Origin of the sequence: Mesorhizobium sp. M1338 (genome assembly GCF_040318045.1) — a bacterium.
Lineage (GTDB): Bacteria > Pseudomonadota > Alphaproteobacteria > Rhizobiales > Rhizobiaceae > Mesorhizobium.
Window position 1 is genome coordinate 18,091 of sequence record NZ_JAMYLL010000051.1, and the last position, 18,100, is coordinate 36,190.

Consider the following 18,100-nt stretch of genomic DNA (forward strand, 5'->3'; position numbering starts at 1 on the left):
CCACGGTCACACCCGATAACTGCGCGCACCCCAGAAGCTGGCGCTTCGGGGCGGCGTCTTGCGTGAACGGATGAACATGATCTCGATGAACATGGGATCGCGCATGATCGCGATCCTGGCAACCGCATAGAGCGGCACGCAGATAGAGAGCATGACCAGATTATGGGTTGCGAGGAACACGACAGCGGTCAGCACGCCGATGAACCCCGCAAGCTCGTAGGGAATGCCGAGCACCGTCGGCGCTCGGGTCAAGCCCTTGACCAGCGGAGTGATCAACAATTTGGGCTCGCCAGGATCGATCCGGCCGTCTGCCATGCCGATCACCTGCCGACCGCGGATTGAAAGAATTCGACGATCTGAGCCGAGCCGAAGACCAGCACGATACCCAAGACCCAGCTTCCGGCCACAAACCATGACAGGCGCGCCGCCCAGGCCATGAAGCCCATGAAGATGCAGAACAGAACCGCCAAGGCCGTCGCGATCGGACCGGTCAAGGTCTGCACCAACGTCTGCAGCGTGCTTTGCACCGGCTGGAGATTTCCGCCCCCGGCCATCGCCTGCGTTGCCAAGAGCATGAGCGGCATCGCCACACCAGCGCTGCGTGCAGCAATCATCTTCCACAAAGTCATCAAAGCTTCTCCTCAGTCAAAGTTTTGTACCATCCCGCCCTGCCAGACCGGCGCCGTCGCTTCGCGAGACGACATTGTGCTGCCATTGCGGGAGTTGGTGCGGGATGTCGGATCATTTCGTTGATCCGCTGCGCCGGCCGCAGCCGGTTGAACGCCGGCCAGGTCAAGGCTCACCGCCCCGGCGGGCATCACCGCCTCAGACCCGACCGATGGCCATTGGTAGAAATCGTTGATGACGTTGGCGACGTAGCCAACCGTCTCGGGGTAGGGCGGCACGCCCTTGTATTTGAGAACCGCGATCTCGCCGGCATTGTAGGCGGCGAGCATGTATATCGGGTTCGGAAATTTGCGATGCAGATCCCGCAGAAAGCCGATCCCACCTTTCACATTATCCGCGGGATCGCAGATATCGACCCCGTAGCTTGCCGCCGTGGACGGCAGAAGCTGCATCAGGCCGTAGGCCCCTTTGGGCGATAGCGCGCCGGTATTGAAGCGGCTTTCGGCCCGGGCAACCGCGAGGGCGAGGGGCGGGGCAAAGCCTTGCTCGCGCGCGACCGTTTCGACGATCCGCTGTCCTTCTTCCTTCGACAGGGCAGCGACGCCGGGGCAGGGGTTGTCAGCCAAGGTCGGTGTCACCGTAGCGGCCGCGCTGTCAGCGTCGCCCGGCGCACCGACCCGCTGCACGCCCTGGCTCTCAACCTGGTAGGCCGGCATCACCCGGCCATTCACGTCGACGGCAGCATTAACGCTGGTGGCGGGAGTCGTAACGCGGTCCTGGAATCTTTGCGAAGCTTCCTGTGCAGACGCCGCTTGGCACGTCACCAGGATCGCACCCGCTGCCAACACCGTTTTGCGGGATCGAATCATTAAAATAGTCCTGCGCCGTTGCCGATTCTGGAATGCTGAATTAATACAATGACTCGATGAACTGCAATCGCGAAATTGAGGCGGACACAATGAAAATGAGCAAGGTTCTTCCCGTTGTGGCGTTTTTGCCGACCTTGTCGGTTTTGTCGGCGGCGCCGGCCCATGCTGATGATTTTGGCTGCAAGGTCTTGCTGTGCATCCTCAACCCGCTGGGTTGGGCGAGCGTCGGGGAATGTGTGCCTCCGGTCGAGCGCGCTTTCCGTATGGTCGCGCATGGGGAGCCCTGGCCCCAGTGCACCGAGGCCGGCAGTTCCGGTCGTATCGGATATGAGAAATTCAAACCCTGCCCGGACGGCACGATCGCCGTCTCGCCCGAGACGGAATCGAGCGGGAGCGACAACAGCTCTCGCTCACAAACTGTCTACAAGCCCGACAATAACGGCGCTTTCTGTGCTGCGCGGAATGCAACGAATGCCTCTTGGGGCACTTACCCGAGAGGTTCGGGTTACGGTGCGCGTCCAACATCGGCCGTGACGCGGCGCGAGCAGAGGACGGAGCCAAACTATCTCGATCTCACGACGACCGACGGCAAACAACGGTTCTGGTTCAATCTGAGCAGGTATCAATAATGAAACCTGGCTTCGCCGCCCCCGGCATTCTCGCGGCCGTCCTCGCCAGTGTTCCGGCACTGGCCGAGGACAAATCCAATCCCTGGTTTCCGATCCCCGCCACAGCATCGTTCAGCACCGGCGACACCTGGACCTATGCCGGTGAGACCCACCGTCTCTATGGCGTTCAAGCCTGCCTGCGAGGCACATATTTCACCAATGGAGCAGGGGGGCGTGTCGATTGCGGCGAGGCAAGCCTTGCCATGCTCGTCTCTCTTATCCGGGATCTCAAACCTCAGTGCTACACGGTCGCCTGGCAGGCCGCGACCAAAACGCGCTTCGTCGTTTGCGTTGCGCAGCCTACTTCAGGATCCGCAGCCGGTTCTCGCATCGATCTCGGCACGGCGCTGATCTCAACCGGTTGGGCTTTTGCGGCCATCACTCCGAACGGCACTCCGGTTCATGCTCCCTATATTGTCGCGCAGGAGGTCGCTAAAAAGCAGCACCTTGGCCTGTGGCAGTTCGCCAACGTTCCTGATCCGAATGCCACCATCCTCCAAAGCATCCGCAACGCATCTAACGCGGCTGGTCAGTCTTCGAATCCGCCGGCAAATCAATAACGGGTTCCCGGCCGGCTGGATCATGCCTGACATCCCGCTGAGGCCATCGCCGGACCACGAACGCGACGGCAAGCGCAATGCCGAAATCAAGCCGAGAACAATAGTCGCGATTAGCCCCGGCTCTCGCCAAAACGATAGACTGTCCCACTGATTTAGAAGCCGGGCGCCGGACAGCACCAAAATCAGGACTGTTGCGATGGCGATGCCCGTTCCCGGATCCATGTCGAATTTTTCAGCATGGCATTCTCCCCTTCGCACTCCCTGGTCATGGCCCCGATAAACGATCGCTTCCAGCGCAAATGCCGGCGCCAGACGCAAGCTCAGGCGAAGCCTGCCCTACGGGTGCGCCAGCCGTCGCCCGCGCTTCGTCGCGCTCACGGACCCTCGCCAACCGCATCGAATCATTGCCGTCAGGTCTTTCGCTTGTTGTTCACGAGTTTTATTTCCTGGCTGGGTCCAGTTACAGCGGCAGCCGCGCACGCGCTTCGGCTTTTCAGTTGTTCGGTCGATATTCCAAAGGTTGCCTGCCGGGCGGAGGCGAAAGCCGCTGCTGTTTGCCCGGTAGCGCCGGTCGGGGGCCGCTTGCGTCCCAGCGCCAGGTCTCGAGCTCGCAGCTTGAAATCAGATGGTCGAATTCCGCCCGTACCGCCTCCTTGGCATCGTGCGGTACGACAAAAAGCGCGGTTCCCTGTTGATCAACGTCGGTCAGAAGGCCGAACGCCATCGGCACCGCCGGCAGCACGTTGTAGCGCAACGTTTTCACAAATCGCCGATGCTCCCCGGTCAGGACTTCGATCAATTCCTTTTCGTCGTTGTGCTGAAACGGAATCCAATTCTCCGTCACGTTCATAAAGCCGATTTCGTCGATCGCCAGAATGCCGGACGGCATCTGCATGACCGTTGCGATGGTGATCAGGTGGCATTTTTCGTGCAGTCGCCACAGGTCGAATTCTGCTGCAAAGCGCTTCGGCACTGCCCTGAACATTTTCTCATCCATGAAGAGCTGCGCGTCGGGCATATGCTTGATCGACAGCTTGCCGCCAAACCGGCCAGGATCGAGCGATTTCACAATACCGATCACAATCTTCTTGTGCTTCGCCTTGGCTGCCGCCGCGAAAGCCCGCTCCCGATCCGCTGCCAGGCGATCCTTGTGCTCAGGGGAGTACATTCCCGGCATAAAGAGCAGCTCGCGCAACTGGAACTTCTGGCTCGACTTCGCATCAGCCGCGCCCCAAAGAAATTTCCGGACCAACCCCCAATTTCTTTTTCCCACAAAGCCGGGTGCCATTAATGTGAGCTCCGCCTCTTCCCAGAGATAGTCGAGCAAGCCTCGCAGCGTGAGCTTCTTCGGATCGGCCTTCACAGTATGGTGGGAAGCCCCCTCGCCGGATGATCCCTGTCGCGCCTTGCCTTGTGTCAGTGCGAAGGCCAGCTTCAGCCGCGCCGCCTCCGATGCAGAATCCTCGATGATTGCTTGACCCAGGATCTCCGCCTTTCCCGACAGTGCAAGGGGCAGTTCATAGCGATCACAGTCAACCGCATGGTCCTTGCCGGTGTTCGGCATGCGCTTGATGATCAATTCCTCGCCGACGGCGGCGATGTACATCGGCACCCCGGGATGCCGACACAAACACAAGACGCGAGCCTGCTGATCCCGCGCCTGACGCAAGAGCGTCTGAATTTCCGGGTGCTGCGGGCCAACCGTGCGACCCAAAATAGCAAAGTCACTCATAAGGTGCCATCCGGCTTTAGATCGTTCGGCTTATGATTAAATCATTGAACCGATGTTTCGTTCAACCCATTGGGTTCAACGATGCTTCCCATGGATTGACAGTGGTTAACCCAGCAGACTCGAAGGGGCTGATGTTTCAGGTAGGCGACCATAGAGCCGCAAGCAGCGGCTGTGGCGGCGATGTAGCCGTCCGCGGCGTGATCCGCCTGGGATGGTGAAGCATGATGACAATCCGTCAACTTAGACTGTTTCATCAATGGCGTGCATGAAGAGCACGCGGTCATGTCCTCGTGCCAGATGATCCGACGAAGCTACGCCACTATGGTGACCTCTCAAGACCGGAACCGCGCGCTTGTGACCTTCTGTAATGTGGCGCACAAATTTTTGCCGTTTTATATGTTCTTTGGAATCCCATTCGTCGCCAACGCGTTGAAATAAGATCAAACAGGTAAAATCGTTCGATGGTTTCCTCCCATTTCCACCGGACGGTGTTCCTCCCTGAAGGCTTTAACCTTCTTTGGCCGGGCCGTATCCGAGCCCGGCCATTCTTTCTTCCGGGCTTCCTTGTTCAGCGCTGGCGGAAACGCGTTTTTCCCGGTGTCAATCATTCGCAACCAAGGCGGTTCGCACTCGCCGCCTTAGCGCTTTTCGAAGGGCTACGCAGGCGAGTGTCGGTGGGACTGATGCTGCTGGCGGGCGCCAAAGGCTAACGCGTGGCAGCAAGGATCGCAGGGTGATCGGATCGGTTCTGCTGACGCAGGGACTTGCAGGGCGCATCATGTGAGGCTATATTGTGCCTCACATGAATGGAGAGTGGAATGCTGGCGTTCGGAAATGTAGCCGACGTGTTGGGGCTGCCTGCTAAGGAGGTGGCGGCGCGGTCGCCATTCGGGCTGATCTCCCGGATCGAGAATGGACTTCCCATTGGGGTGGTCGAGCGCGTTGCCCATCTCGTTGCCCCGGGAGATGCTCAGTTCAAATACCGGCTGATTCCCAAGGCAACCTATGAGCGGCGCAAGACGGCGCATCGCCTGTCGTCGGATGAGGGCACACGATTGGCCCGTGTGGCGCGGGTCTGGGGGCTTGCTGTCGATGTCTGGCAGAACGAAGAGGAAGCACGCGATTTCTTGTTTCGGCCGCATCCGATGATTGAGGACAAGCGACCGATCGACATCGTTATCCTCAGCGAGTTCGGCGCCGAAATGGTAGTCGATATCCTCGGAGGTCTGAAGTATGGCAGTGCTGCGTGACGGCGCAGACTCTCGATCGCACCCTATTGTCCTTTCGTGTCGGCGATCCGGCCGGCACCTACCCGATCTTCGACGCGACAGGCTCGACAGTCGCACCAGGGCGATGGAACACGCCCGGAAGTCCTATCATCTACACCAGCGAGCACTATTCGACGGCCCTCCTGGAAAAGCTGGTGCATGGCAGTGGCCGGCTGCCGCCCAACCAGCACTACATCGAAGTCACAATTCCGCGCGGACTGAGCTACGAGGTTTTTTCGCAGCCGTCACTGCCCGGCTGGGACACGATGCCGGCGACGGTAAGCAAGGGATTTGGCGAAACCTGGTGTTTAGAACGGCGCAGCGTCATCCTGCTGGTGCCGAGCGTCGTGGCGCGTCTCGATAGCAATGTGCTGATCAATCCAACGCATCCGGAGTTTTCAAGGATCCAGACGAGTCTCCACCAGCCTGTTTACTGGGACCGGCGGCTGTTTGGCGCGTAAGGGGAGGGGCTTTCCGTCCCTACTACTCCAGAGCTACCGCATATGGCTCAAAGCGTTGAGATATCGTCGTTTCATGCGTTGGACCGATCGCGCTTGAGCATTCCTCAGCGGTTTTTCTTGCCCATCCCGCCGGGTTACCACACCGGCCAAAAGAGATGGGCTAATCCGTTCACTTCCGTCAGTGCAGGCCGAATTTGCGCAGCAACTCTTCACGGTAGCGCACGAACCGGCTTTCGCTGCGCTCGCGCGGGCGGGGCAGGTCGACATCGATCAACCGCGCCGCCCCGCCTTTCTCCCTGGGCAGGATCAGCACCCGGTCGGCGAGATAGATCGCCTCCTCCAGATCGTGGGTGACCATCACCATGGTGACGTTTTCTTCGCTCCAGATGCGGGCCAGTTCCTCCTGCATGCCGATCTTGGTCATCGCGTCCAGCGCCCCCAGCGGCTCGTCGAGCAGAAGGATCTCGGGCTGGACAGTGAGCGCCCGGGCGATGCCGACGCGCTGCGCCATGCCGCCCGAGAGCTGCGCGGGATAGGCATCGGCGAATTCGGCGAGACCGACCAGCGCGATGTAGAAGCGAGCCCGTTCCTCGGCATCCTTCCTCCGCTTTTGGCGGTTGTGAGTTCTCGTTGAGCGACTGTGCAGCGAGGTAGGTTAGCGCCTTCACCGAGTGGTCGACAGTATCCTCTGACGGAAGACTTCGGCGCCGGTCTTCTGAAGCCAAGGCATGGGTGTCGAGTAGAGATAGGCGCGCATCTAGTGCCGGTTCTAGATGCTCGAAGGCACCCTTCGCCAGAACAAGTGGTGCCAAATTCGTGATCAAAGTTGATGGCAAGTTGGCCCGCCGAGAGATTCAGGTGTCTGCGCCGAGTGTTTCGCGCAGCAGAAGATCCAAGGGTAGGGTCTCGGGAGTCGGATCGTCCTCCCACAGCTTCGCGAAATCCCGGTCGTCGGGCGGTCTGTGAATGAGGACCTGGCGCTCAGGGTTGGCTTCGCGAACGCGTTCGGCCGCGCTGAGGCCGGGCTTGTCCGGATCGGCGAAGACGACGATCCGCTGTACGAATTCGGGCAGCTGAAGAAACGGCAAACGTGGTGCCCCCAGTGAGCACCAGACGGGCAGGCCGTATCGCAGCATTACGGCATGGCCGGTCTCATAGCCTTCGGCAATACCAAGGACGGCGGCCGCTGGGGCGAGCCGCAAGGCAAAGCCCCGGCTGGGGCCGATGATGCGGCGCGGCTCGTCCAGCCCTGCCTTTTCTGGCCGTGTCGGGTGCAAGAGGGTGAGTTGCACCGAACAGATTGAACGGTCTGGGGCCTGCAGAGCAGCCACCACCGCGGGAAAGCGGTTCTTTCCCAACCGATAATCCGGCAGATAGCGCAAAGTTGGCAACGTCGCCGGCAGACGGCGAGAGGCAAGATAAGCTTCGCCGTGCGTACCGGCGAGCGCAGTCGCTCTCGACCAGAGCGCGAGCGCGTCCGCTGCCGTGGTTTTGGGCGCCGCCGGACGAACACGACGCAGAGGCACGGCCGCGCGCTTCGACAAATCCAGGTCCGCAATGGCGATCTGGATGTCGACGGGATCGCAGCCTGCAAAGCAGTAGAGCATAAGACGATAATCCCCGTCACGAACAGAGAGGGAGGGATGGCGGTCGCCTTTCCCCTGCCCGTGACTTGGTACTGGGCAACGGCACAAGTAGCTGCCGCGCGCCGGGTACCCTCCTAAAGCGCGATATACCTGCGCAGCGCTTGGCCACGACACCTTTGTCATGGACCTGATAATGCCGCCAACTCTCTATCGGATCAATAGAATGATTCAATAGCGCGTTGAACATTACCTGCGAAATAGCCGGGGCGGTTCAAGGGCCAGGACTTAGCCGTCGTGACGTGACGGCAGGATCGCCTCGGCCAGGTAGCCCAAGCTTGCATCGCTGAGAGCGCCATTCGCAAACACTCGAGATTAGCGATCAGGAGCCGTTGCATGAGGTAATTACGAGAACCATTTGCGCGCGAACGCGCAACCTGACCTTTAGACGATCGGCACCTTTGTGGCGTTCCTGGGAGGCTCGGTCGGGGCCTTTTGGGAATTCGGGACGCTGCGTTGCGCAAGCCTCGAATCATTTGGGGCTACCGTATCAGGAGCTCGCAGACCTGACGGAACAGCAGGATCGTCTGTGTGCGTGATTGAGCAGATCCTGGCGCGCAGAGCCTGTTAGAGTTTGAAGCGGCCAAGGCGCTGATCGTTGACGCGGTACTGCCAGGCCAGTTTCAAATCCTTGGGGTTGACGCCCGACGTTGACCAGGCGGAGCGCTCGACCTTTGCAGCATCATGCAAAGGAAGATCGTCATCACAGCGCGACTGTTGTAACGACGACCGAAGACGATAACGTCCGATACTGCGGGTTAGAAATTCGATGACACAGACGGCGGCGAGGGACAGGATCAAGAAAGCAGTGGAAAAGCTGAGCATGCGAAGGCCGGCTTCCTGATCGGGCAGGGCGAAGAAAGCGAGCACGCCGCCGGCGAAAATTGCGAACGCAAACCTCATGAACATGACAGAGTGTCTCCTATTCCGATGCTGATCAATATAATGTCACAGATTGATCGTCATTATAATGATCAATGGAGATAGGATGGCCCCTCATGGGATCAAGCGTTTTGGTGCCGTTTTTGGCGGTATCGGCTTCAGAGTATTGCCCGGCGCCATTTCCATCTCGAACAGGCATAGAGATTGGTTCCGGGGCCAAGCCTTGCGGCCCCGCCTTGAGTGTAATCGCCAGAAGCACCGGCGTCGAGGTCTCGCTTCTGGTCGACCTGAACCAGGTCATTCGAAGTGGTCGGGCAACGATTGCAGGGCCTGCCTGCCGCAAGGGCAGAGATCAGGGTTGTCCGTCCGGATGAGGTGGCACACGACAAATTCATTAGCAAGGGACCCACGAGATCCAAACCGGATTCATTTAATTATACATTTCCAACAGGGCATGCAGATCGTCAAATGGCTATCGTGCATCTGGAACGATTTAGCGGGTCAAAAGCTGTACGCCGTCACTTTGCGGAGTATGGGGAGGATGCCTCGACACTTTAATAGGGCAATGAGTTATCGTTTCGGCTACAAGCCCTGAGCACTAGACATTCTGCAAAAAATGGCCGTCATATTCCGACCGATAAGCAGGGGGGCAGCTGTGCCGATATTTAAAAACAAGACAGAAGACAGCGATGGTTGGCTTTCGATCCTGCTCGCGCTGCGACTTCGCCAAATCGAGAACGAGTACCCGGACTATGCGAGTTTTGCCGACGCTACGGGGCTATCGCGCGGCACGCTCTACCAGTTGCGGACGGGGAAGGGGAACCCGACATTCGTCACCCTGGAGCGGCTGGCGCGGCACCTGAAGGTTCCGGTGTGGACGCTCATTGGTCGGACTGGTGACGACGACAGCGTGAAGCGGGACATCGAGACGTTCGGCTTCAGCTTCACCGAGATTGCGCGGCATATTGAGGCCACGCGTGCCGTGAAGCGCTCGATGACGGAGTTCAGTGGTGTTCCTTCTTTGAGAGAGGCAGCCAGCCCCGCTGGGGCAACCTCCGAGAAGAAGCGGCTGCCTCCGGCCAAAAAGGGACGCAGGACAAGCCAGTAGATACAAGAAAAGTAGAAGATGCTAAACAATCAGCGTAGATTTATTTGCTGCGATAGGCAAAAAATCTATCTTATATTTCTTTGACTAGCATCAGAAAATCCGCCAGCGTCGATGCATTGGCATCATTGCTGAAGGGTTCACGATGCAAGCGAATATCTGGCAAGTCGCAGGAGACAATGCGCTCTATAGGGAAGCGGCGGCGTTCGTCGATTGCCACCCGAAACCATCGGTGGAAGAGGTTTCGGAATTTCTACGGGAGAAAGGCAAGCCCGAGACGATCACCTTGGTGATCGGACAGTTCATCGTGGCGGCTCTGTTCGAAGGACGACACGCGGATCTGCTGTACTGGTCGCTGGTTGCCGCCGAAGTGAACTGCGTTGGGATGGAGCAATGGCCTGATGATGTGCGCCAGGAGCTGGCAAGCCATCTGAAACGGGGATTTGGAAAGCTCTCGTCGCGCAATCTCTCCCATTGAAGGCGGCGGGCCAACGGCGTGGCCCTCAATAGGAAGGCGGGGTTACACCTGACCAAGGGCAACGTTGATGTCGCTGCCGGCGGGACCGGGAGCGGATGAAGCGAGTTTTGTGTCACCACCATTGGGCGTCGGAAAGTCGCCTGGTCCCATTTGGCAGACCGCTTGCGCGCCGCATCCCTGAGGAATGAATTGGCCGGCCGAATTGAGGGCGGCATAGCGGCGGTTTACGTCGTTCGTCCAGTTACGGCGCTGGCTTTCAGTGCTGCCGTTGTAACGATCGGCGAGGCAGCGAATACTTGACGTGCCGCCGCACGATTTGACGGCATCGCGAAGCGTCATTACGCCGCCTTCAATGTTTTCGGACAAGATGCCACGATCCATTCCGTAGGCCCGGCCGGTCGCCCCCGTAAGCTGCATCGGTCCAAGAACGCCACTGAAGGAGCCGGCACATGCTGACATCGCGCCTTCGTGAGCGGACACGGCAAGAGCGAGCTTGGGATCAACACCATACTTGTTGGCGGCGTCGACAATCATATTGGCGATGTTCGGGCTGCGCTCCATCATCTCTTGCGTGGGCGGATAGCTCGGCAGACCCGCTCCGTTCGTACAAAGGGAACGCAAGGTTGTGTTGTCATTGAGGTCGCAAGAATTTGCATCCTGGTCAAAGGAATTCGCTTGCGCAACAGGCGCTTGTCCAACGACCAGGAGCGCGGAAAGGAGTATTGGGAAGGGACGCAGCATCTTACTTCCCCGGGCAGAAATTATAGATGGTGCCATTGATGGAGAGCGCGTCGCTGGATGGGCGCGTAATCTTCATCGGCGTGACGACCGGGGAGCTGCTGCCACGCTCTGTACATGAGGCTTGGAACGCATCGTCTGCATGACGGGTGCCTGCTATCTCGCAGGTGCTTGCGCCGACGGTGATTGCGTCGCCGTCGAATTCGGCAAGTTCGAGAGCGCCGACGCCATGGTCGAGATCGGCACATGTGTGCGTGGACGCTACATATGATCCCTGCGGAGCCTTGAGCGGATCAAGTTCTTGCGCGATTGCCGGCGAGATCAAGACGGCTAGAGTTGCGAAGATTGTCCGGTTGGCCATGGCAGATCTCCGGAACATCATCCCGCCGTGGCCGCCGGCAGGAGCCGCGGTGAAGGCCGCGCATCGCGCGCCGTCAGGGAAGCATTGATCCGTTGGCGATGGCCGGTGGCAGGCTGGTGTCCTGAATAACGTCAGGTTCTCCGTGTCGATCATGATTGCGCTCCTTGGGGATATCGAGGTTGCCGAAACACAACGGCGTGGGCTGCTTCCTCTAGGGTTGCGGGACAGGGATCCGGAATTGGCATTCCTGGGCGATTTCACCTTGGAATATGATGCCGGCCCGAATGCTTTTGGCCTGAACATCATATGCACCCATCGCACCATTCCGAGCGAGGTCGGGGCGGACGTTATTCGGTTGCGCGCCATATTCGATGAAACAGCCGGAGCCAGCGTCAGCGACCGTTGATCGGCCGTTCTGGTAGATCGCCAAGCGCATGGGACATCGTTTCAGCGTGGCATTGCCGACAGGATCGGTGCGGATCGGCGAGCATTCGGTGAGCGTGTGCAGGACCGAGAGGACGACGGTTTTGGTCGGGCTGCGAACGACGATGTGACTCTCGGAAGCCGGCGCGTTGGCGACCGCAAAGCGTGTATCACCTTTGGCCACGTAGGCGTCGTTGTTCTTCTTCAGTCGGTCGGCCCATAGGGAGGCGTAGGGCACGGCTTCCGAGTTCGGGAGCTCGAGATCGGCATAGGCGACGGCGCGCCAGGCGTTCGGATCATGCGTGAGCGACTGGGCCGAAGCGTGGGGCGCCAATCTAAGGGCAGCCGCGACTGCGACAAATGTCAGGCGTGCATGCATTCCTTGCCTCGCTTGTGTGCCCTATGATTAAATCAATGTTGTAATGATTGTCGAGCGTGATATTTGGATGGGACAAAAAGCCCGCCTATCGGGGCTGGATGAATTGCGAGGCCTGGCGATTGGGCTGGTGGTGCTGTCGCATGTCGGGCCGGTCTTCGGGAGAAGGCGGGACGGTCGCCGCTCTGCTGTTTGCGCCGGCGTGGAGCGTCGGGGTCGACCTGTTCTTTGTGATTTCCGGCCTGGTGGTGGAACGCTCATTGCGAAGCCTGCGCCTCGAGCGCGGTGCGCTCGAGGCGGCCTCCGCCTTCTATGTCAGGCGTGCTATGCGGATCGTGCCGCTGGCCTGGTGCGTCGGCGCCATCCTCTCGATCGGGTTGATCATCCCGGGAAGCGGCGTTGAGCCTGCAGACGCGAAGGCGGCATTCGCCTTCATCTCGAATGCGCATTGGGCACCCTGTTTCGGGGGCGCCACAGGATGCGGGAACGCCTTTGCGTTTGGACCATTCTGGTCGATTGCCGCCGAGATGCAATTTTATCTACTGGCTCCGCTCCTGGTGTTCTTGCTACCGCGGCGGGCGCTCCTCGCGCTGGCCGGACTCGTTCTCGTGGTCGGGACGTTCACGCTGCGGCCCTGGGGCGGGACGCTTTGGACGTTCCGCATCGATGCAATCGCGGTCGGGCTGGCGATCGGAGCAACCATGGGCACAAGCGCATGGCCCCGTCTGGCGGAACACCTGCGGGTGATCGGCAACATGGAAGCGGCGTTCTGGATGTCGATCGCGGCCTTCATGTTGGCGATCTTGCCGCCGGCGATGCATGGCGTGGCGACTGCCATGCTGGCGCTGATGTGCGGGTGGATCGTGACAAGGGCGACCTTGCGGGATGATTCTGTGAACTGGCCGGGGCGGATGCTGCGCCGCTTGGGAGGCATCTCCTATGCCCTCTATCTGATCCATCTGCCGGTGCTGGCGCTGTTCAACTGGTCGCTTGGCCAATTCCTGGACGCTCCGGCGACGGCAACGCTCTCGATCGCGGTCGCGATCGGGCTGTCTCATGTGCTGACGGTGGCAATCGGAGATCCGCTCCGGCAGCTCGGCCGCCAGTGGTCAAATCGAACAGTCCGGGAGGTGTTGCCGTGACGGAAGAAAATCGTCAGTGGTCGCTTGGTGGTGAAGATGTCGATCAAATTCCGCGAGGAGCGAGGGCGCTGGCGGAGCAGCTTTTGACCGAGACCGACGGCGATGCCGTGGCAGCGCTCGTCGCGGCATGCTGTGTCATTGGAGCCATGCGCTCGGCGGTATCGAGGGGTATGGTGCGCAACGGATCGCCGTCAGGGGTCGATATCGCGCTAGTGCTGGACGTGTTCGTGCGAAGCGAGCTCCCAGCAGAAGAGCAGAACCTGACCGGTAGATGACTTCGACCGCGAACTAGCTACCATGTTGGGGGGCTGTGCGGCCTGCCGCTCGATCCCCCGGAATGCTGAATGCACGATATCCGCAGTTTGATCTTCGTGGACGACCGTCAGCAATGCCACTGACAATGATTTCGCCAGGAAAGAGATTGAACTAAAGCCTTGCGAAACGCTTTGGCCGAACGACAGGATCAGTCTCGCATAGGGAAGCATGATCTTTCGGTCGGAGGTGAGCGATGCGGCCTCCATGCGTGAAGGTCGCCATGACTGCTGGCGCGACCACACGCAATACGCTCGAAGTTGCCGAAGACGGTCGTCGCAATCTTCGAACTGGGATCTGCACGAAGAGACGCAGTAGTGAATTGGCACGCTGCGTGACGACACATCCGGAGCGTCGTAAAAGCCGCTCGCAGCGTATCTCTCATACGCCCGCGGACAATCTGCCGACGCCGGCGCCGTTGGTTTGGCCGTCGGCTTCTGTGCGCATCTGGCCAGCCGACACGCGGCAGTGTGACGGCCGCCGCTTAGTAGCGGTCGCCGAACCAGCCCTTGCTCTTGGGCGGCGAGGGTTCCTGATAGGCCCACGGGACAGACTTGTAGGACGGCCTCGGGTCTTGGACGCGCCAAGCCTTCTGCCAGTAGTAGAAATTGAGGGGTACTCGGGCGAGCACGCGACCATCGGCAGACAGGAGGTCGGAAGCGCAGGCGACGACGGGGCCGTCGTAAAATTGCACGCGGCCAGTATAGCCGTTGAGCGCTCCTGGCCGGCAGGCAAAGACGCGAACGCCTGCAGCGATCGTGTCCGGGGCTTCCGCGGGGACGGAGATCGTCTTGACGCCTTCCTTGGTGATGAGCGTGCGCACAGGCACGGAGTTCCAATGCGAGCGGCGCAAGGCGTTATTCGCCTGAGCTTCGGTTGGGTAGCCGGCTCGCCGGGTAATGACCGGCGGGAAGCGCCCCCAGTCTGGCGCATATTCTTGCCGGCTGCGCCTGACCCGATCAGGCTTCCAATAGGAGTCCGTGGCCGAAACGGGGCCGGCCGAATGTGAAGCATCCGGCACTCGCTCGGCGCAACCAGCGAGCAAGGCCGCGGATGCGACGAGGTAGAGGATGTGACGAAAAGAACGCATATCGTGCTCGGGGGTCATGGGTTTGCAGGTGAGAATTTCCGGTGAAGCCAAGGCATCTGGAAGGTGCTGGCCCAAATGCCGCGATGGGTTTTGTGAGCCTGACGCTCGATCTGGGCGTAGAGGGGGATGCGACGATCGAGTTCATCGGGGAGGGTGACGGCTACGCCTGCTTTCCGCCTTTCGCCGGCGACGTCGGCCATTTCGCTGGCTGCACAACGCCCTCGTCTTTCCGGATCGGCAGCAGACAAGCCATTGTTTCAAGGTGGCGGTTACGAGCCATGCCATGGCGACAACCCCACAAGGCAACGCCTGCTTTCCCAGCGTCGCGGTCTGGCCCAGGTCGCAGCTGTCGACGCCGCGATAGGTGCACGAAGCAAAAGTTGATTGCTGGTTCCCATGGATCACTCCTCGTCAGATTCATTGAGTCAGTAAACTATCTTGCAAATCGCTGTGCAAGTGTCTCTGAATCATATCCCGCGAGGGGAGGAGGGTGCTCGTATCCGGATCCGCGCCCGATGGGCCGGGTAGGGCCTCGGTGTCGAGTTGACGCGGGACCATCCGGCAATCGATACTCGGAATGCGCGCTATGCCGTGGCGGTCCCAGCGGCATCCGCTGGAGGAACTCAGCGGCTTCGTGGGTGGCCTTGCCTGATATCGCTGCGAGCCTTTCGAAGCCGCTGTTCGAGCGCTAAATAGCGAGCCGTAATCGAGTTCAGCTTTGTGAAAAACTGCCTGCTCTGCGCAGGGTTGCCCGGCGCAGGCGGGGGGAAGAAAGCAAAAAGAGCCTCCCGATCAGCGTCTAATTGTTTTAGCTCCGAGCAGAGACGGCAAATTTCGTGGTCGTCCGTTCCGGAGCTCCGATGTGATGCACGGCGCGAGGTACGCGTAGGGTTAGTCTGCCGACCCACATCGTTCGACGAAAGTAAAATCGTATCCAAGGCGTTTCCTCCACGCCGGGTTGTGGTCATCCAATCTGGAATAATGCGGGTTGCAACCTATGTATACTGGCGGTTTTGCCTGTCACTTTTGACAGGTCGTGAGACGCTGGAATCCAGCGAGGAGCAACCTAGTTCGATAGCCGCGCGAATGGCTTGGAGAGGCGCGTCGATAGCAAGGAGGTAAGCTGGATATGGCGAGATTTGACTCAAACTTTCACGACGTGACGGAGGGTATTCACGCAGTTGCCTCTCCTGCGGACGCGGCGGACCTTCTGAACACAATTGTCGAAAGTTACGGTCTTGAGACGGCGGCCTTTCTTACCCTCAGGCCGGTTTACGAGGAACCGAGTAAGCCGTTCTATGTGACCACCTATTCGCCTGACTGGGTGAAACGCTACATCGAGAAGGATTTTTTCGACATCGATCCCGTGCTTCGCTATGGGTTGCGTGCTGTGAAATTGGTTGATTGGAAGGAGATCGACCTATCGGACAAGCCCGTGCGCACGTTCTTCGGTGAAGCGAGGGAACATGGTGTCGGGAAGCATGGCGTCACGTTCCCGGTTAGGGGTGTCGACGGCGACCGCGGCATTCTGACCGTGACGAGCAACGAGAACGCAGCGGCGTGGCAGACGTTTCTCAAATCCGAGGTTCGCGACTTCCAGCATCTCGCCGGTGAATTTCACAATGCTATCGGTCGAATCCAAGGAAGGCCACGCCATCCGACGGTCTGCTCCGATAGAGAGATCGAATGCCTGAAATGGTACGCGAGGGGAGAGAAGGTCAAACGGACCGCAGAGATACTGTCGCTATCCCCTCGCACGGTCCGATTTCATCTTGATCTGGCACGGGCCAAGCTTGGTGCCAAAAGCTTGGCCCATGCGGTTGCGATCGCGGCAGAGCGCGGCCTTTTCTTTCAAAGACTGTTCTGATCGGTAGCCAAGCGCTTCGCGGGAAGCCGCCGGCAAAACTCGTTCCGTTTCGTGAAGCTGGGAATGCTAGAACGACTGGATCATGGGGAAAGAAGGGAGGCGTCGCTCTGGACCCAGATCCGGAAAGGCACCGCGACGCTCCAAGGGTAGAATGCTGGCCAAACCAAGTGTCCTATTCGCAAACCACACGGTACCGCTTGCCGGGCTCGCTGATGTTCTTGCAGACAAGCGGCTTGTGTGGCTCGGAAGAGGAGAGCGGCGGACTTGCGGCCCGCCAAACGACTCTCTTTGATGTCTTTTGACTTGCCGAATGGCGCGGTTCGAGTCTCTCCGGCGCCTGTGGCGCAACCGGAAACACGCTGGCTTCGATCCGCGGCTGCTGCAGGCGTGGCGGCTCTTTGTCAAAGAATCGCCTGGCATCAAGCGATCTCGGAATAATCACCGTACCATCATCGCTGTGCGCGCAGCCGCTGCCCAACAGTAAGGCCAGCCCCAGGAAAAAAGGCAGAATCCGTTCAAACATAAGCATACCCTTGGCGGGCGTATACCCCGGCTTGCGGGTCGCCGACAACCGTCGCAAGGGCACGAAGAAAGGGCGGCATTGCTTGCCGCCCTTTCGAAATTGTCGAGATGCGTGGACCTTAAAAGCCCATGCCACCCATGCCGCCCATGCCGCCGCCGCCCATGCCGCCAGGCATGCCGCCGCCGCCAGCCGACTCCTTCTTCGGAGCCTCCGCGATCATGGCTTCGGTGGTGACCAGCAGGCCGGCGACCGAGGCCGCGTCCTGGAGAGCGGTACGAACGACCTTGACCGGATCGACGATGCCCATGGCGATCATGTCGCCATACTCGCCGGTCTGGGCGTTGTAGCCGTAGGTCGCACCCTTGTTATCAAGGATCTTGCCGGCAACGATCGAAGCTTCCGCACCGGCGTTGGCCGCGATCTGACGGGCCGGAGCCTGCAGCGCACGACGCACGATGTTGATGCCAGCAGCCTGGTCGGCATTGGCGCCGGTGGCCTTGATGTTGGCCGAAGCGCGCAGCAGGGCAACGCCGCCGCCTGCAACGATGCCTTCTTCCACGGCCGCGCGGGTCGCGTTGAGAGCGTCATCGACGCGGTCCTTCTTTTCCTTGACTTCGACTTCCGTCGCACCGCCGACGCGGATCACCGCAACGCCGCCGGCGAGCTTCGCCAGACGTTCCTGCAGCTTCTCCTTGTCGTAGTCCGACGTGGTCTCTTCGATCTGCTGCTTGATCTGGGCAACGCGGCCCTGGATCTCGGCCTTCTTGCCGGCACCGTCGACGATGGTGGTGTTCTCCTTGGAGATCGACACCTTCTTGGCGCGGCCGAGCATGGGCAGCGTGACGTTCTCGAGCTTGATGCCGAGGTCTTCCGAGATGACCTGGCCACCAGTGAGGATGGCGATGTCTTCCAGCATGGCCTTGCGGCGATCACCGAAGCCCGGCGCCTTGACGGCGGCGATCTTCAGGCCGCCAC

At 59.9% G+C, this 18,100-nt stretch carries 23 protein-coding genes; 9 read left to right on the forward strand and 14 right to left on the reverse strand.

The annotated features are described in order from the left end of the window. Positions 1-6: 6 nt before the first annotated feature. Genes NKH19_RS28210 through NKH19_RS28220 form a run of 3 tightly spaced genes read right to left on the reverse strand, consistent with a single transcriptional unit; the run spans position 7 to position 1,496 of the window. Positions 7-315, reverse strand: coding sequence for a VirB3 family type IV secretion system protein (locus NKH19_RS28210; protein ID WP_023819753.1), 309 nt, complete (start codon positions 313-315; stop codon positions 7-9). Between the two features lie 5 nt (positions 316-320). Then, the gene (locus NKH19_RS28215) at positions 321-629 is read right to left on the reverse strand and encodes a TrbC/VirB2 family type IV secretion system protein (RefSeq protein ID WP_352492028.1); all 309 of its coding nucleotides are present in this window, start codon (positions 627-629) and stop codon (positions 321-323) included. 12 nt (positions 630-641) lie between these two features. Further along, entirely contained in the window at positions 642-1,496 is an 855-nt protein-coding gene (locus tag NKH19_RS28220; protein ID WP_352983292.1) for a lytic transglycosylase domain-containing protein, read from the reverse strand. 95 nt (positions 1,497-1,591) lie between these two features. Between NKH19_RS28220 and NKH19_RS28225 the strand changes: the two genes are divergently transcribed. Both NKH19_RS28225 and NKH19_RS28230 read left to right on the forward strand, forming a co-directional pair. After that, positions 1,592-2,125 (forward strand): hypothetical protein, encoded by a 534-nt coding sequence (locus tag NKH19_RS28225; protein ID WP_352983294.1) that lies wholly within the window; start codon positions 1,592-1,594, stop codon positions 2,123-2,125. Continuing rightward, entirely contained in the window at positions 2,125-2,724 is a 600-nt protein-coding gene (locus NKH19_RS28230; RefSeq protein WP_352983296.1) for a thermonuclease family protein, read from the forward strand. The genes NKH19_RS28225 and NKH19_RS28230 overlap by 1 nt, the downstream gene beginning before the upstream one ends. Before the next feature lie 493 nt (positions 2,725-3,217). Here the strand turns inward: NKH19_RS28230 and NKH19_RS28235 are convergent, their stop codons facing one another. Then, on the reverse strand, positions 3,218-4,456 hold the full coding sequence (locus tag NKH19_RS28235; RefSeq protein ID WP_352983298.1) for a DUF1173 family protein: 1,239 nt from the start codon (positions 4,454-4,456) through the stop codon (positions 3,218-3,220). A gap of 818 nt (positions 4,457-5,274) precedes the next feature. On the opposite strand from NKH19_RS28235, the gene NKH19_RS28240 reads away from it, so the two are divergent. Both NKH19_RS28240 and NKH19_RS28245 read left to right on the forward strand, forming a co-directional pair. Beyond that, on the forward strand, positions 5,275-5,706 hold the full coding sequence (locus NKH19_RS28240; RefSeq protein ID WP_023755433.1) for an Xre family toxin-antitoxin system antitoxin: 432 nt from the start codon (positions 5,275-5,277) through the stop codon (positions 5,704-5,706). After that, positions 5,703-6,185, forward strand: a complete 483-nt coding sequence (locus tag NKH19_RS28245; protein ID WP_352882648.1) for an RES family NAD+ phosphorylase — start codon at positions 5,703-5,705, stop codon at positions 6,183-6,185. Before NKH19_RS28240 ends, NKH19_RS28245 begins: the two co-directional genes overlap by 4 nt. 178 nt (positions 6,186-6,363) lie before the next feature. Here NKH19_RS28245 and NKH19_RS28250 read toward each other — a convergent pair whose 3' ends face one another. From NKH19_RS28250 to NKH19_RS28260, 3 genes are all read right to left on the reverse strand, one after another. Further along, entirely contained in the window at positions 6,364-6,831 is a 468-nt protein-coding gene (locus NKH19_RS28250; RefSeq protein ID WP_502894658.1) for an ABC transporter ATP-binding protein, read from the reverse strand. Between the two features lie 208 nt (positions 6,832-7,039). After that, a complete protein-coding gene (locus NKH19_RS28255; protein WP_352907191.1) occupies positions 7,040-7,792 on the reverse strand; it encodes a DUF7146 domain-containing protein in 753 nt (250 codons plus the stop codon). Positions 7,793-8,395: 603 nt separating this feature from the next. After that, positions 8,396-8,737 carry a hypothetical protein gene (locus NKH19_RS28260; RefSeq protein ID WP_352882645.1) on the reverse strand — a complete coding sequence of 114 codons (342 nt, stop codon included), beginning with the start codon at positions 8,735-8,737 and terminating at the stop codon, positions 8,396-8,398. 628 nt (positions 8,738-9,365) lie between these two features. Here NKH19_RS28260 and NKH19_RS28265 point away from each other — a divergent pair. Both NKH19_RS28265 and NKH19_RS28270 read left to right on the forward strand, forming a co-directional pair. Further along, positions 9,366-9,818, forward strand: a complete 453-nt coding sequence (locus NKH19_RS28265) for a helix-turn-helix domain-containing protein (protein ID WP_352907190.1) — start codon at positions 9,366-9,368, stop codon at positions 9,816-9,818. Positions 9,819-9,960: 142 nt separating this feature from the next. Beyond that, the gene (locus tag NKH19_RS28270) at positions 9,961-10,293 is read left to right on the forward strand and encodes a hypothetical protein (RefSeq protein WP_352882641.1); all 333 of its coding nucleotides are present in this window, start codon (positions 9,961-9,963) and stop codon (positions 10,291-10,293) included. Positions 10,294-10,335: 42 nt separating this feature from the next. Here the strand turns inward: NKH19_RS28270 and NKH19_RS28275 are convergent, their stop codons facing one another. From NKH19_RS28275 to NKH19_RS28285, 3 genes are read right to left on the reverse strand one after another with little or no spacing between them, the layout of a single operon-like run. Beyond that, positions 10,336-11,034 (reverse strand): transglycosylase SLT domain-containing protein, encoded by a 699-nt coding sequence (locus tag NKH19_RS28275; protein ID WP_352983299.1) that lies wholly within the window; start codon positions 11,032-11,034, stop codon positions 10,336-10,338. A 1-nt stretch (position 11,035) separates the two neighbouring features. Next, the gene (locus NKH19_RS28280) at positions 11,036-11,545 is read right to left on the reverse strand and encodes a hypothetical protein (protein ID WP_352983301.1); all 510 of its coding nucleotides are present in this window, start codon (positions 11,543-11,545) and stop codon (positions 11,036-11,038) included. Between the two features lie 58 nt (positions 11,546-11,603). Further along, positions 11,604-12,194, reverse strand: a complete 591-nt coding sequence (locus NKH19_RS28285; RefSeq protein ID WP_352907187.1) for a hypothetical protein — start codon at positions 12,192-12,194, stop codon at positions 11,604-11,606. 140 nt (positions 12,195-12,334) lie between these two features. On the opposite strand from NKH19_RS28285, the gene NKH19_RS28290 reads away from it, so the two are divergent. Next, complete coding sequence (locus tag NKH19_RS28290) at positions 12,335-13,333, forward strand: acyltransferase family protein (protein ID WP_352983303.1); 999 nt, start codon at positions 12,335-12,337, stop codon at positions 13,331-13,333. Beyond that, entirely contained in the window at positions 13,330-13,608 is a 279-nt protein-coding gene (locus tag NKH19_RS28295) for a hypothetical protein (protein ID WP_352907185.1), read from the forward strand. The genes NKH19_RS28290 and NKH19_RS28295 overlap by 4 nt, the downstream gene beginning before the upstream one ends. Before the next feature lie 521 nt (positions 13,609-14,129). Here NKH19_RS28295 and NKH19_RS28300 read toward each other — a convergent pair. Both NKH19_RS28300 and NKH19_RS28305 read right to left on the reverse strand, forming a co-directional pair. After that, positions 14,130-14,735, reverse strand: coding sequence for a hypothetical protein (locus tag NKH19_RS28300; protein ID WP_352983305.1), 606 nt, complete (start codon positions 14,733-14,735; stop codon positions 14,130-14,132). A gap of 14 nt (positions 14,736-14,749) precedes the next feature. Beyond that, positions 14,750-14,935: a hypothetical protein gene (locus NKH19_RS28305; protein WP_352907184.1), complete on the reverse strand. Its 186-nt coding sequence runs from the start codon at positions 14,933-14,935 to the stop codon at positions 14,750-14,752. 929 nt (positions 14,936-15,864) lie between these two features. Between NKH19_RS28305 and NKH19_RS28310 the strand changes: the two genes are divergently transcribed. Beyond that, positions 15,865-16,602: a helix-turn-helix transcriptional regulator gene (locus NKH19_RS28310; RefSeq protein ID WP_352907183.1), complete on the forward strand. Its 738-nt coding sequence runs from the start codon at positions 15,865-15,867 to the stop codon at positions 16,600-16,602. A gap of 172 nt (positions 16,603-16,774) precedes the next feature. Here the strand turns inward: NKH19_RS28310 and NKH19_RS28315 are convergent, their stop codons facing one another. Together NKH19_RS28315 and groEL are read right to left on the reverse strand one after the other, a co-directional pair. Continuing rightward, the gene (locus tag NKH19_RS28315; RefSeq protein ID WP_352983307.1) at positions 16,775-17,125 is read right to left on the reverse strand and encodes a hypothetical protein; all 351 of its coding nucleotides are present in this window, start codon (positions 17,123-17,125) and stop codon (positions 16,775-16,777) included. 118 nt (positions 17,126-17,243) lie between these two features. Beyond that, a partial coding sequence (groEL, locus tag NKH19_RS28320) for a chaperonin GroEL (RefSeq protein WP_352983308.1) occupies positions 17,244-18,100 on the reverse strand: 857 nt, incomplete at its 5' end.

Excerpts from the sequence above, each read along its gene's own strand:
- NKH19_RS28215 (WP_352492028.1), bottom strand. The coding sequence starts at position 629 with ATGACTTTGTGGAAGATGATTGCTGCACGCAGCGCTGGTGTGGCGATG.
- NKH19_RS28255 (WP_352907191.1), bottom strand. The coding sequence starts at position 7,792 with ATGCTCTACTGCTTTGCAGGCTGCGATCCCGTCGACATCCAGATCGCC.
- NKH19_RS28315 (WP_352983307.1), bottom strand. The coding sequence starts at position 17,125 with ATGTTTGAACGGATTCTGCCTTTTTTCCTGGGGCTGGCCTTACTGTTG.
- NKH19_RS28290 (WP_352983303.1), top strand. The coding sequence starts at position 12,335 with ATGTCGGGCCGGTCTTCGGGAGAAGGCGGGACGGTCGCCGCTCTGCTG.
- NKH19_RS28300 (WP_352983305.1), bottom strand. The coding sequence starts at position 14,735 with ATGCGTTCTTTTCGTCACATCCTCTACCTCGTCGCATCCGCGGCCTTG.
- NKH19_RS28310 (WP_352907183.1), top strand. The coding sequence starts at position 15,865 with ATGGCGAGATTTGACTCAAACTTTCACGACGTGACGGAGGGTATTCAC.
- NKH19_RS28225 (WP_352983294.1), top strand. The coding sequence starts at position 1,592 with ATGAGCAAGGTTCTTCCCGTTGTGGCGTTTTTGCCGACCTTGTCGGTT.
- NKH19_RS28240 (WP_023755433.1), top strand. The coding sequence starts at position 5,275 with ATGCTGGCGTTCGGAAATGTAGCCGACGTGTTGGGGCTGCCTGCTAAG.
- NKH19_RS28210 (WP_023819753.1), bottom strand. The coding sequence starts at position 315 with ATGGCAGACGGCCGGATCGATCCTGGCGAGCCCAAATTGTTGATCACT.
- NKH19_RS28280 (WP_352983301.1), bottom strand. The coding sequence starts at position 11,545 with ATGATCGACACGGAGAACCTGACGTTATTCAGGACACCAGCCTGCCAC.
- NKH19_RS28275 (WP_352983299.1), bottom strand. The coding sequence starts at position 11,034 with ATGCTGCGTCCCTTCCCAATACTCCTTTCCGCGCTCCTGGTCGTTGGA.
- NKH19_RS28305 (WP_352907184.1), bottom strand. The coding sequence starts at position 14,935 with ATGGCCGACGTCGCCGGCGAAAGGCGGAAAGCAGGCGTAGCCGTCACC.
- NKH19_RS28285 (WP_352907187.1), bottom strand. The coding sequence starts at position 12,194 with ATGCATGCACGCCTGACATTTGTCGCAGTCGCGGCTGCCCTTAGATTG.
- NKH19_RS28235 (WP_352983298.1), bottom strand. The coding sequence starts at position 4,456 with ATGAGTGACTTTGCTATTTTGGGTCGCACGGTTGGCCCGCAGCACCCG.
- NKH19_RS28230 (WP_352983296.1), top strand. The coding sequence starts at position 2,125 with ATGAAACCTGGCTTCGCCGCCCCCGGCATTCTCGCGGCCGTCCTCGCC.
- NKH19_RS28220 (WP_352983292.1), bottom strand. The coding sequence starts at position 1,496 with ATGATTCGATCCCGCAAAACGGTGTTGGCAGCGGGTGCGATCCTGGTG.
- NKH19_RS28270 (WP_352882641.1), top strand. The coding sequence starts at position 9,961 with ATGCAAGCGAATATCTGGCAAGTCGCAGGAGACAATGCGCTCTATAGG.
- NKH19_RS28260 (WP_352882645.1), bottom strand. The coding sequence starts at position 8,737 with ATGTTCATGAGGTTTGCGTTCGCAATTTTCGCCGGCGGCGTGCTCGCT.